This window comes from Diaphorobacter sp. C33, assembly GCF_030503915.1.
Classification (GTDB): Bacteria; Pseudomonadota; Gammaproteobacteria; order Burkholderiales; family Burkholderiaceae_C; genus Diaphorobacter; species Diaphorobacter nitroreducens.
Genome location: NZ_CP129980.1, coordinates 1,768,818 through 1,781,023 on the forward strand (window position 1 = coordinate 1,768,818; position 12,206 = coordinate 1,781,023).

Consider the following 12,206-nt stretch of genomic DNA (forward strand, 5'->3'; position numbering starts at 1 on the left):
CCTTATGTCTTGGTGAACGACAGCAATACCTCGCCCAGGGTGACGCCGAACTTGCGCATCGTGGCCCGATTGAGCATCACCCGGTCATCGACCAGGAACATCCAGTCGTCGAACTGCACTTCATACTCCTTGCCGTCCACCGGCAGGCGCAGCGTGTAGTTCCAGCGGAAGGCATTGCCCGCGGTCTGGCCCTGGGCCTCACCCACCACATCGTCAGCGGTCCCGGTGTAGCGCCCATCAGCATGCTTGGTCAGGCGCCAGATACGGCGCTGGGTGCTGCCGTCCGAATAGGTGAAAGCCTCGTCCAGCACGCCTTGATGGCCCTCCCAGTGGCAATCCATCACCACGGTAAAGCGGCGCACCACCTCGCCGCCTCGCTGCTGAAAAATACCGTGGGCCAGGATGCGGCCGTTGAAGTAGCGGTCCAGCTGCAGCTGTGGACGCTCCTGGGCATAGTCGGTCACCTGGGGGCTGGCACAGCCGGTCAACACGGCAGTGCCCGCGAGCAAGGCCAGCAAGGCGTGGCGGCGGGTGTTCATGGGGTAACTCCTTGGTCATGCAACGGCGGGGAGGGGCGGATCAGCAGGCGGTACAGCAAACCTGCTGCCAGAAGCTTGAGGGCGCAAGGCAGCAGCGCGTAAGCCCAAGCGAGGCGCTGTAGCGCGTGGGCGTCCTGGATGCCGGGGCTGTAGCCGAGCCACTGCAGCAACGGCAGCGCCGCGCCTGCGGCCAGGGCCAGATTCAGTTTGGTGGCCAGGTTCCACCACCCCAGGTACGCCCCTTCGCTGCGCCCCTGAGCCCCCTGGCGTTCCACCAAGCGCGCCAGCAAAGCCCCGGGCAAGGCCAGATCCGCCCCCAAGGCGATACCGGACAACGCACAGATCCACGCAAAGGCCGCAATCTGCCCGCTGCCCAGGAGCGTCGTCCAGCCAAAACAGGCCACCGCCAGCAGCATGCCGCCCAGCCAGGCGCGCTCCAGCCCCCAGCGGCGCACCGCGCGCAGCCACCCTGGCATGGACAGCGCCCCGCTGACAAAGTACAGCACCAGAAACAAAGCAATCTGCGCCTGTGTGGCCTGCAGCCGGTCCTGGGCAAAAAACAGCATCAACGCCGCCGGAACTGCGCTGGCAATGCCGTTGCACAAAAACACCGCCAGCAAGCGACGAAAGGCTGGCTGGTGCAAGGGTTGCCAGACCGTGGCCCAGGCAAAAGCGGCAGATAAATCCCGCGGCGCAGGTGCTGCAGGGCGCGGCGCCCACCACAGGGCCAGCCACCCGGCCAGCAAGCTCAGCGCGAACACCACCAGCATGGGCCCGGCGCCCCAGGCCACCGACAACGCACTGGCCGTGACCACGCCGATCAGCCCCGGACCTTCGCGCCAGGCCACGACACGGCTGCGCTGCAGCGCGTCGCCGCCCAGACGCACGCCCCAGGCCTGGTGCGCAATCACCAACTGGCTGTGCGCCAGGCAGGTCACCAACAACCCTGCCACCATCCACGCCGCCAACGCCTGCGGTCCTTGCACCGCGGGAAAGAACAGCCCCGACAACCCCAGCACCTGCACCAAGGCCGAGCCCCCCGCCACCCACAGGACCGCACGCAGCGGGCCTTGGTACAGGCGGTCGCTCAAGCGCCCCAGCAGGGGCTCGGCGGCCGCATCCAGCAGACGCACCAGCATCAGCAAAGCACCCACACTGGCCAACGGCAAAGCCAATTCCGTGGCGTAGTAATGCGGTAACACCACATACAGCGGCAAGGCCACAAAGGCCAGCGGCAGACCGAGCAGGCCATAGGCCGGCCCGGACCACCAACGGGGCAGCGGAACCGCACGCACGGGCGCAGCCCGGGGAGTCATGGGGCCCCTCCGCCGGGAGTGCGGGCCAGCAAGGCACTGCGCAGGCCCGGCTCCGAGGTCTGCGGTGACAACCAGATGCCAAAGAACAGGCGCGCCAGCTCCGCATCGTCAATCGCGGCCAACTCCTGGCTGCCACGCCACAGACGCATGCCTTGGCCCGGCTGGTACAGGCCGGTGAGCCGCTCGCCTGGCTGCACGTCGGGAATCACGGCCGCCAGGCGCTGCTGCCAGCGCTCGGCCTGTTCAGAAGGCACGCTGGCCTGGCGCTGCATTTCCTCTACCGAGCGCCGGGCAATGGCCGCACCGGTGAAGCCACGGTGGTAGGTCAACTCCAGCGCCAGCGGGTGCGCACCAAAGCGGCTGGCGTCAAAACCAGGCGTGACCCACAGCCGTGCGTCGTAGATGCGCAAGCCCAAAAACCGCATCTGCCCTTCCCCCGCCAGGGTGGCCCCCATGAGGGATTGCCGCACCCAGGCCGGGGCAGCGCCACCGTCCTGTCCGGTCGTGGGATTGGCCGAAGCCACCGCCAACGCCAAGGCCGCACCGCCTGCAAAAGCCCAGCGCTTCAAGGATGAAATTCGGCTCCAGGGCATATGGGTCAAGCGCTAGCCGCTATTGTTTTAATATGCAACAGAAGCCGCAACCTCGCCCCGGAGCCGCAAGGCAGAGGGTGCAGCAGCCACCATGGGGGAAGTGCGGCGCACCACCGACACCGGTGCACCACCGCCTGCGTCCTGCGCCAAGCGGAACACACTGACGGCCTCGGCCAGTTGCGCAGCCTGCTGCTTCAGGGTCTGTGCAGCCGCGGCGCTTTGCTCCACCATGGCCGCGTTTTGCTGGGTGGCCTGGTCGAGATGGGTCACGGCGTTGCCCACCTGGGCAATACCGTCGGTCTGCTCGGCGGTGGCGGTGCTGATTTCCGCAATCAGGCCCGCCACGCGCTGGGCCTGTTCCACGATGTCGGTCATGGTGGCTCCTGCATCGCCCACCAGGCGCGCGCCCTCCTCCACCTTGGCCACACTGCCGTCGATCAGTCCTTTGATCTCCTTGGCAGCGTCGGCACTGCGCTGCGCCAGCGCCCGCACTTCGCCGGCCACCACGGCAAAGCCGCGGCCCTGCTCACCGGCGCGCGCAGCCTCCACGGCAGCGTTGAGCGCCAAAATGTTGGTCTGGAACGCAATCGAATCGATCACGCCGATGATGTCGGCCATCTTGTGGCTGCTGGCCGTGATCTCCTCCATGGTGCTGACCACTTGGGCCACCACCGCGCCGCCCTTGTGGGCCGCCTGGCTGGCGGAGGCCGCGACCTGGGTGGCCTGGCGGGCCGAGTCGGCGTTGTTCCTCACCGAAGCGGTCATCTGCTCCATGGAAGCGGCGGCCTGCTGCAGGTTCGCGGCCTGCTCTTCGGTGCGCTGCAGCAGCCCGGCGTTGCCGCCGGCAATCTCTTCAGAACCCACGGTGACGGCGTTCGACGCCTGGCGCACCTGGCCTACCACGCGCGCCAGACTGGCCTGCATCGCCCCCAGCGATGCCAGCACACTCCCCGGCTGCGCCTGGGCAGCGCCCGTCACCGGCCGCAGGTTGCCCTGCGCCACGAGGCTGGCCACGTCGGCCAGCGCTGCGGGTTCGGCCCCGAGCTGACGCACGATGCTGCGCGCCACGCTCCAAGCCACCGCCACGCTGAGCACCAACGCCAGCAGCAGCGCCGAGAACATCACGCCGAGGAAGCTGCCCGCCTCGTCCATGGCGCCCTGGTTGGTCGCCTGGATGCGCGCTTCCTTGAAGTCGATGAGCTTGTTGATGGTTGCAAGCCACTGCACGTATTGCGGCTTGGCCTGCGTCCACAGGGTTTGTGCCGCAGCGGCGTCGCCCGCCTGCACCTGGGCAATGATGGCCTGAGTGGTGGCCACGGCCTTGGATTCAGCGCTGCGAATATCGGCATACAGCTGCCCCAGTTCAGGGGCCGCGCCTTTGCGGGTGATGAGCTTTTCCAGCGGCGCAGCCGACTGGGCGTAAAAGTCCGCCAGCGCAGCGATGGTGGCGATCTCCCGGTCGCGCTCGGCGGGGGACGGACTCAGCACCACGTCGCGCACGGCGATGGAGCGGTCATGGGCCGAACCACGGAAGTTGATGGCGTAGCGCTGCACCTGCACGTGGATGTCGTTGTTGGTTCGCAGCGCCTGGTCAATGCGGTTCACCTTCACCAGGGCGATACCCGTCAGCACCACCAAAAGGACCAGGATCAATCCGAACCCGGCGTACAAGCGGGCGGCGACCGTCATTCGAGATAAGAACATGATGATTTTCTTGTTGAAAAAAAGGGGGCCGTACGGGGCCATGAAAAGCGGGGATCGTTGCCCGTGAGGGGCGCTTCAGTCCTTCACCAGCGTGTACTGCACGACGTCGATGCTGCGTGCGTCGAATGCGGCCTCGCAGTACGCTAGATAGAACTCCCAGGTGCGCAGGAAAGACGCATCAAATCCCCGGGCCTGTACCTGGGCTCGCTGCTGGACGAAGCGTTGGTGCCAGCGGCGCAGGGTTTCCGCGTAGTCGCGGCCGAAGGCAAACTCCTCCACCACCCGCAGCCCCGCGCCCTGTGCGGCGGCGCGAAAACGCGATGGACTGGGAAGACACCCCCCTGGGAAGATGTACTGCTGGATGAAATCGGTACCCCGCACATAGCGGTCGAACAGCGCGTCGTCGATCACGATGCTCTGCACGCAGGCGCGCCCGCCCGACTTGAGCAGGCGCGCCATGGCGCCAAAGTAACTAGGCCAATAAGCCTGCCCCACGGCCTCGACCATTTCGATGGAACAGATGGCATCGAACGGGCCTTCCTGGATATCACGGTAGTCCTGCAGCCGTAAATCCACCTGGGCGGCCAGGCCCGCGGCCTGCATGCGTGCCTGGCCCCAGGCCAGTTGCTCCGTGGACAGCGTCACCCCTGTCACCTGCGCCCGGAACTCGCCAGCGGCCATCTCTGCCAGGGCACCCCAGCCACAACCGATTTCCAGCACCCGGTGGCCGGGCTGCACGCCCGCGCTGTGCAGGGCGCGGCGTACTTTGGCGTGCTGCGCCTGGGTGAGGTCTCCCCCCAGGTTGCCCTCAAACCATGCACTGGAGTAGTTCATGCTCGGGTCCAGCCACAGCGTGTAGAAAGCGTTGCCCAGGTCGTAGTGCGCGTGGATGTTGCGCCGGCTCCCGGCACGGGTGTTGCGATTGAGCAGGTGACGCAGACGGTACGCAAGCCGCCCCCACCAGCCGCCATAGACCAGAGACTCCAGCGCATCGCGGTTGTCCATCAGCAACCGCAACAAGTCGGCCAGGTGGGACGTACTCCAATCCTGGGCGATGTAGCTCTCCGCCAGGCCAATATCCCCCGAGCGCAGGACGGCTCCAAACACCTTCCAGTTGTGCAGGCGCATGCTGGCATGCGGGTGTTGGCCGCTACCCAATTGCACGACGTTGCCGTCGGGTAGCTCCAGATGGAGCGTGCCACGCTGCAGGCGCTGCAACAGTCGCAGTCCATGGCGTGCCGCGGCAGACATGTCAGGCAAGGGGAGCGCGGACGGCGAGACAGTGGTGGTGTTCATGGTCAGGTGCTCGGCGAGGAAGATCGGGTCACGGGCCGTGCAGGCGGCGTGGGTTTGGAATGCAAGGGCGCACGCTTGATCCACAGCAGCAGGGCATGCCAGTAGATGCGCGCAATGACGCCCCATGTCAGAAACGGGTAGTGCCACAGCGCCCGGCGGCGGCTGCTGGCGTCCAAGGGTTGCAGGCGCCCTGCCACGCCGGTGAGCACCAGCGGGCCCTGGGCATCGTCAAAGTCGATGCGCACGCGCGTGGACTCAAGCCCCTGTATGCCACTGCGCTTGAATTCAAAGCGGTAGCCGCCTTCCACCGGGCAAAACGGCGACACATGGAAAACCTTGCGCGCGCGTAATTCCTCGCCGTACCTTGGTGCGTCGAGCAGGTAGGCATGGCGCTCGCCGAAGGTGTTGTTCACTTCGGCCACGATGGCACGCAGGCTGCCGTCACGGCGGTGGCAGTACCAGAAACTCACCGGCTTGAAGCTGTAGCCCAGGATGCGCGGATAGCAGTGCAGCCAGATCTCACCCTGCGCATCGGTAATGCCTTCGCCGCGTAGCAGCTCTTCCAGCCAGGCCAATGCCCCCCCGGCTTGCGGGCTGCGGCCATCACCGTGGTCGGCATCGCGAAACGCCAGAGCACCCGGCCGGTTCAGCGCCAACACGCCCGCGGCCTGCGGCTGCGCGCGCAGCGTGCGCATGGGCAGCAGCAGAAAGAAGGTCGGGACGATGAAACGGTGACGGCGCGGGCGCAGCCGGGTGTGCCACACATGACCGAAGCCGATGTGCGGCCGGTTGCCAGTGACCGCGGTGACTGGAGGGCTCATGCGGCCTCCCGCTGACGCAACTGCTCCAGCAGCAGATCGGCGGCGCGGTAGCCCGACTGCAGGCCGTCTTCATGAAAGCCATACCCCGTCCAAGCACCGCAGTACCACGTGCGCTGCACGCCCTGCAATTGCGGCACCTGGTCCTGGGCGGCAATGGCGGCCAGATCGAACACGGGGTGGTCGTAGTCGAATTCGGCCAACACCTTCTCCGCCGCAATCGAACGCGTCGGATTGAGAGAGACCAGCACGGGGTCGGCAAAAGGCAAAGGCTGCAAGCGATTGAGCCAGTAATGCAGGCACACGCGCGCCGATTCACGTTCCTTGCTGGCTGCGCGCTCGTAATTCCAGGCGGCCCAGGCGCTGCGCCGCTGCGGCATCACATGCGCGTCGGTATGCAGCACCGCGCGATTGGGCTGGTAGTGGATGGCACCCAGCACCTGGGTTTCCTGCTGTGTCGGCTGCGCCAGCAGGCGCAGGGCCTGGTCGCTGTGCACCGCCAGCACCACGGCGTCGAAGCGCTCGCTTTGCCCCCCTGCATGCACCTGCACGCCAGCGGCATCGCGCACGATGCGCTCCACAGGCGTGGCCAGTCGCGCATCAAGCCCCCGCAGCAGTTGGTGCACGTACTGGCGTGCGCCACCCGCCACCGTGAACCACTGCGGGCGGTGGCTCACCTGAATCAGCCCGTGGTTGTGGCAGAAACGGATCATGGTGGCCACGGGAAAGCGCAGCATCTGGTCGGTGGGGCAACTCCAGATGCAGCCCAGCATGGGCAGGAAATACCAGTCGCGGAACGCTGTGCCAAAGCCATGCAGCGCCAGAAACTCGCTCAGGGGCTGGGCCAGCGCGGCCTCTTCGCCCGACTCCGCCAGGGCGGTGCACAGCTGATTGAAACGCAGCAGCTCGCGCAGCATGCCCCAGAAACGCGGGCGCAGCAGGTTGCGGCGCTGGGCAAACACGGTTGCCAGGTTGGCACCGCTCCACTCCAGCGTCCCGGTGCCCATTGCGCCGGCGCCAGGCACCTGCACCGAGAACGACATGTCCGAGCGCGCGGTGGGTACCCGCAGCTCGTCAAACAAGGCAATCAGCCCGGGATAGGTCCGTTCGTTGAAGACCAGAAAGCCGGTGTCGACGCCATGCGTTACCAATTCCCCGGCCGCGTCCGGCAGGCACACGTCCACCGTGTGGGTGTGGCCGCCGAAGTAATGCCCCGCCTCGAACACCGTGACATGCGCCTGCGCCCGCAGGCGGTGGGCTGCGGCCAAACCTGAAATTCCCGAACCAATGATGGCGATTTTCATGATCACTCCAACCCTCGGCGAAATACCAGAGGTAGCGCTGTGAGCAGACAATGGGCGTAATGTAGTGGACAAAACAAATTTTGTCCTAGACAATTTCACCAATCCCCACAGTTTGTCCATGACTTTCAATACCCTCCTGAGGCCTGTACGCCGCATAAAGGTTGGCGCATGAGCACGCCAGACCATCCCGAAAGCGCAGGTTTGCCCATCGCGGCCGTGGAGCGCGAAACCGGCGTAGCCAAGGACACCTTGCGCGTATGGGAAAAACGCTATGGCTTCCCGCAACCCTTGCGCGACGGGGCGGGGGACCGCCTGTATCCGAGCGAGCAGGTGCAACGGCTGAAACTGATTCGCCGCCTGCTCGACACAGGGGCCAGGCCCGGCAAGGTGGTGGGCTTGGACAGTGCAGAACTGCTGTCCTTGCTGAACCAGAGACCTTCATTCCCCAGTTCATCTTTGTCCAAGACAAATCTTCAGGCGTTCTCCTCACCTGCGACCCTGGCTCCGCTTCTTAAGGCCATCGGAGCGCACGATCCGCAAGCCCTGCGGCATGCCCTGAGTCACGCGCAGCTGCGCATGGGGCTCGCTCCGTTTGTCACCGACCTGGTGGCTCCCCTGACCACGGCCGTGGGCGAGGCCTGGGTGCAAGGGCGCTTCGAGGTCTTCGAGGAACACCTCTTCACCGAGGTCATCACCGGGGTTCTGCGCAACGCCATTGCTTCCCTGGCGCCGCTGCCCATACCGCAAGGTCCCAAGGTCCTGCTCACCACGCTGCCCCAGGAATTGCACAGCTTGGGGTTGCTCATGGTTGAAGCTCTGCTGGCACTGGAAGGCTGTACCTGCGTTTCGCTGGGTACGCAGACACCCGTGGGCGACGTGGCCCAAGCCGCCGTGGCCCATCGGGCGGATGTGGTGGCTTTGAGCTTTAGCAATGTGCATAACGGGACAGTCGTTCACGCCAGCCTGCGTGAGTTGCGGGCCCAGTTGTCTCCCACCACCGCGTTGTGGGTCGGCGGCTCGTGCACGGCTCTGTACCAAAAGCCCCTGGAAGGGATCACTCCCGTCCAGCACCTGACGGGGCTTCAACCCTTGGTGGCGCAATGGCGCCACACACACTGATCCACCACTTGGTCAAGGACATCACATGTACCTGCTCTCGGCTTTTCTATTTTCTGTGCGGCGCGCACTCATCCCGTCCTGCCGCGCAGGCCTGTGGGCCCTGTGGATGGCAGGGGTCGCCGTAATGGCCGGCTGTGCAAACACCAGCCCCCCGCCGGGCGTAAAAGCGGTCACGCCATTCGATCTACAGCGCTATCAGGGGCGCTGGTATGAGCTGGCCCGGCTCGACCACTCATTCGAGCGCGGCATGACGGATGTGTCCGCCACCTACACCCCCCAGGCGGACGGCAGCGTGCGCGTGGTCAACCGCGGCTTTGCCGCCGCATCGGGCCAATGGCGCGAAGCCGTTGGCAAGGCGCTGTTCACGGGTGCTCCCACCACCGGATCGCTCAAGGTGTCCTTCTTCGGCCCGTTCTACGGCGGCTACCACGTCGCGGCGCTTGACCCTGACTACCGCTGGGCGCTGGTGTTGGGGCCTGATACCAGCTACTGCTGGATTCTGGCGCGCGACAAACAACTGGACGCTGCGCAGCGCGATGCCATCGTGGCTCGCGCCCAGGCGCTGGGGGTGGATACGCACGCTCTCATCTGGGTCACGCACAAGCGCCAGGATCCTGCGCACCCGCCCCATTGACTGCATGTACCAGCGAGCAGCGGGAAAAGAAGCCTACGTGGGATCGAAAACGCGCTCAGTGGCGTGCGCCTTTCTTTGACCCACGTTCGTAGCCGGTCAGTCGTGCGGCAATGCGCGTGCCCGCATCGTTTACTGCGCCGCGGGCGCGCCCCCGGCAGGTGCGCCCATGCCTTCGCGACCCGGGGTGGTAGGCGTGTCGCCGCGCTGGGGCGCTGAGGGCTGGGGGGGATCCACCGACGGCCCGGCCATTCCGGCGGACCCTTGGGTGGCTGCGGGAGCCCCTTCGCCAGGCGCGCTCAAGCGATCCTTTGGAGCGCGCAAGTTGAATACGACAACGGCTACCAGCGCGATCAGGGCGGTGACAAGGGCGATGCGAATGGCGCGCTTGTCGTCGCGCTGGCTCGGTGGGGTGGTGCCCGGGGATGGTGCAGCGCCCGGACGGTTGGGGGTGCGGTTCATGGTGAAGCTCCTGTGTTACATGAAGCACGTTATGAACACAGGGGCACGGCCACTGTCAGACGAATGCCCCGTTCGAACGTCCCGTTCAACAGCGCAAAAAGACCAACGGTCTGTCCCGGTGCTACCACGGCGCCCACAGGAACAGCAGCATCACCGCCACGGCGATGAGCAGCAGTGTCACAGTCCTGGAGGTGGCCACGCGGTTGCGGCCTGAAGAATGGGGTACTTCGCCTGAGGCGGGTTTGGTAGGTGGCATGTCACGCTCCGGTAGTTGCGGTCCACCATAAGCGCCTGGCGGGGCCTGCCTTGTAAGACAGCCACCCGCGCAAGTGCGCGTACTGCCCGTCCGTACCGCCATTCAGCCCAGACGCGGAGGCGTGTCAGCGGGCTCCGGGGGTGGAGCGGGCACATCCGGCTCCACGGGGGGATCGGCCGGTTGGCGGTGAGCGAGAGCGGTGCGGTGAATCATGTCAGCCATCTCCGGGTCGGTGGCATACCGCGCCAGAGGCAGCGGCAGGACGATGTGCCTGCCGCCCGCGCCTCGGCAATCGAGTACGCGGGGCCCCGTGAGGACTGGCCAGCACGGGACGCTGCCAAAGGGCAAAGCTTACGGGTGTTAGCCACATGCCGCCGGGCGGCGATAAGAGGACGCCACCCTTGCCATGCATGCGGCCACAGCGTTCGGCCCAGACCTGGCACCAGGGCTCCCGCAATGGGAGCCGAGAAGCCCGGCCCGCGCCGCCTGGGCATGGCAGCAAAACTGCGATGCGCACCCGTCGGGGGTTTGCCGCGGTGGCCGTAAGGTACCTTCGCACGCACGGGACGCCGTGTAGGACGGAGGCGAATCCGCCCCGCAGCGGTGACCCCGGCTCAGTTGTTTTGGCGCTTGATGAGCTGGCGGCCCAGGTCGGTGATGTGGAACTCGCCCCCGGGCGTCTTGCCGATATAGGCCCAATCCAGCAGGCGCCCGGACAGATGGTGCTTGAGCGCGTCGGGCACGCTGATGGCCTGGCCCATTTCGAGCTGCTTCAGCGTGGCGATCTCATCCACGGTAGGTTCAAACGTGGGCGCGTGGTACAGGGGCTGGGCGGTAGCCATGGCAAGTCCTCCTGGTGCAGTGGTGCGGCGACCGTTGCGTTGCACCGGAGGGTGCTTCGCCGGACGACCGCTGCACACCAGGGTATTGCGGATGGCCGTTGCGCGCAACCGGCGGAGCCCCCGACCTCCCGCAAAGAGGCGACATCACCCGAGCACCAGCGCGGTCCGGTGGGTATCAGGGATGATCATGGTTTTTGCGCCTGCGCGACGCCCTGCCCGCCTTCAATGCTCTACGCCCTGACCGCCCTCTTCATCCTCCAGTTACTGGGAGAACTTCTGGTCCAGCTCGTGGGCCTGCCACTGCCTGGCGCTCTCGCAGGCATGTTGCTGCTGCTGGCGGCGCTGCTGGCATACGGGCGCGTCCCGCAGGCGCTGGAGAGCACCGCGGGCAGCCTGCTGCAGAACATGATGCTGCTGTTCATCCCGGCGATCGCCGGGGTCATGCTGCACTTTGACCGCATCGCGCGCGAATGGCTGCCGTTCCTCGTGGCCGGCATCGTGGGGGCGGCCATCACGCTGGTGGTGACGGCCTGGACGCTGCGCTGGCTGCTGCGCGACAGCGCCGACGCACGCCCGCGCGAGCAGGAGCAGGCCCAGTGAGCGCGTCTCTCCCCGGGCTGGCCGCATGGCTCACGGCGTCGCCCCTGCCCTGGCTGGCGCTGACGCTGGCGGCCTACACGCTGACGCTGGCGCTGTATCGGCGCAGCGGCGCACACCCGCTGCTGATCCCACCACTGACGGCGACGGCGCTCGTCGTGGCGGTGCTGCTGCTCACGGGCACGCCCTACGCCACCTACCGCGAGGGCACGCAACTACTGAGCTTTCTCATCGGCCCCGCCACGGTGGCGTTGGCCGTGCCGCTGTTCGCGCAGCGCGAGCGCATTCGCCAGCTCTGGCGCCCGATCAGCGTGGCGCTGCTCGTGGGCTGCACGGTGGCGATCGTCTCCGCCCTGCTGCTGGCCTGGGCGCTGGGCGCATCGTATGAGACGCTGATGGCGCTCGCACCCAAATCCGCCACCATGCCGATCGCGCTGCCCGTGGCGGAGCGCATCGGCGGCGCGCCATCGCTGGCAGCGGTGGCCGTGGCCATCACGGGCATTGCGGGGGCGGTGCTGGCGGGGCCGCTGCTGCGCCTGCTGCGCGTGCACGACCCGGCCGTGCGCGGCTTTGCCATCGGCCTCACGGCCCATGCCATCGGCACGGCGCGCGAACTGCAGGTGCATCCCACGGCCGGTGCCTTCGCCGCGCTGGCGATGGGCCTGAACGGTGTGGCCACTGCCGTGCTGGTGCCGGTATGCGTCGCGTTGATGGGTGGACGCTGATCGA

The 12,206-nt window shown here is 66.6% G+C and carries 13 protein-coding genes; 4 read left to right on the plus strand and 9 right to left on the minus strand.

The genetic code is table 11. The annotated features are described in order from the left end of the window. Positions 1 to 2: 2 nt before the first annotated feature. The 7 genes from QY917_RS08410 to QY917_RS08440 form a co-directional block, all read right to left on the minus strand. Positions 3 to 539, minus strand: coding sequence for a DUF3833 domain-containing protein (locus tag QY917_RS08410; protein ID WP_123676016.1), 537 nt, complete (start codon positions 537 to 539; stop codon positions 3 to 5). Continuing rightward, entirely contained in the window at positions 536 to 1,855 is a 1,320-nt protein-coding gene (locus QY917_RS08415) for an MFS transporter (RefSeq protein ID WP_123676015.1), read from the minus strand. Before QY917_RS08415 ends, QY917_RS08410 begins: the two co-directional genes overlap by 4 nt. Continuing rightward, positions 1,852 to 2,448 (minus strand): chalcone isomerase family protein, encoded by a 597-nt coding sequence (locus QY917_RS08420; RefSeq protein WP_123676014.1) that lies wholly within the window; start codon positions 2,446 to 2,448, stop codon positions 1,852 to 1,854. The genes QY917_RS08415 and QY917_RS08420 overlap by 4 nt, the downstream gene beginning before the upstream one ends. Before the next feature lie 27 nt (positions 2,449 to 2,475). Continuing rightward, entirely contained in the window at positions 2,476 to 4,152 is a 1,677-nt protein-coding gene (locus QY917_RS08425; RefSeq protein ID WP_123676081.1) for a methyl-accepting chemotaxis protein, read from the minus strand. 75 nt (positions 4,153 to 4,227) lie between these two features. Next, positions 4,228 to 5,448, minus strand: a complete 1,221-nt coding sequence (locus QY917_RS08430; protein ID WP_123676013.1) for a cyclopropane-fatty-acyl-phospholipid synthase family protein — start codon at positions 5,446 to 5,448, stop codon at positions 4,228 to 4,230. Between the two features lie 2 nt (positions 5,449 to 5,450). Next, a complete protein-coding gene (locus QY917_RS08435; protein ID WP_123676012.1) occupies positions 5,451 to 6,269 on the minus strand; it encodes a DUF1365 domain-containing protein in 819 nt (272 codons plus the stop codon). Continuing rightward, the gene (locus QY917_RS08440) at positions 6,266 to 7,570 is read right to left on the minus strand and encodes an NAD(P)/FAD-dependent oxidoreductase (protein WP_123676080.1); all 1,305 of its coding nucleotides are present in this window, start codon (positions 7,568 to 7,570) and stop codon (positions 6,266 to 6,268) included. The genes QY917_RS08435 and QY917_RS08440 overlap by 4 nt, the downstream gene beginning before the upstream one ends. Before the next feature lie 168 nt (positions 7,571 to 7,738). Between QY917_RS08440 and QY917_RS08445 the strand changes: the two genes are divergently transcribed. Both QY917_RS08445 and QY917_RS08450 read left to right on the plus strand, forming a co-directional pair. Beyond that, positions 7,739 to 8,689, plus strand: a complete 951-nt coding sequence (locus QY917_RS08445) for a cobalamin-dependent protein (RefSeq protein ID WP_123676011.1) — start codon at positions 7,739 to 7,741, stop codon at positions 8,687 to 8,689. 25 nt (positions 8,690 to 8,714) lie between these two features. Further along, on the plus strand, positions 8,715 to 9,323 hold the full coding sequence (locus QY917_RS08450) for a lipocalin family protein (RefSeq protein WP_123676010.1): 609 nt from the start codon (positions 8,715 to 8,717) through the stop codon (positions 9,321 to 9,323). Positions 9,324 to 9,903: 580 nt separating this feature from the next. Here the strand turns inward: QY917_RS08450 and QY917_RS08455 are convergent. Both QY917_RS08455 and QY917_RS08460 read right to left on the minus strand, forming a co-directional pair. Then, positions 9,904 to 10,038, minus strand: coding sequence for a hypothetical protein (locus QY917_RS08455; protein ID WP_255580449.1), 135 nt, complete (start codon positions 10,036 to 10,038; stop codon positions 9,904 to 9,906). Positions 10,039 to 10,652: 614 nt separating this feature from the next. Next, a complete protein-coding gene (locus tag QY917_RS08460; protein ID WP_123676008.1) occupies positions 10,653 to 10,880 on the minus strand; it encodes a hypothetical protein in 228 nt (75 codons plus the stop codon). Between the two features lie 225 nt (positions 10,881 to 11,105). Between QY917_RS08460 and QY917_RS08465 the strand changes: the two genes are divergently transcribed. Both QY917_RS08465 and QY917_RS08470 read left to right on the plus strand, forming a co-directional pair. After that, the gene (locus tag QY917_RS08465) at positions 11,106 to 11,480 is read left to right on the plus strand and encodes a CidA/LrgA family protein (RefSeq protein ID WP_123676007.1); all 375 of its coding nucleotides are present in this window, start codon (positions 11,106 to 11,108) and stop codon (positions 11,478 to 11,480) included. Continuing rightward, positions 11,477 to 12,202 (plus strand): LrgB family protein, encoded by a 726-nt coding sequence (locus tag QY917_RS08470; protein WP_123676006.1) that lies wholly within the window; start codon positions 11,477 to 11,479, stop codon positions 12,200 to 12,202. The genes QY917_RS08465 and QY917_RS08470 overlap by 4 nt, the downstream gene beginning before the upstream one ends. Positions 12,203 to 12,206: the final 4 nt, after the last annotated feature.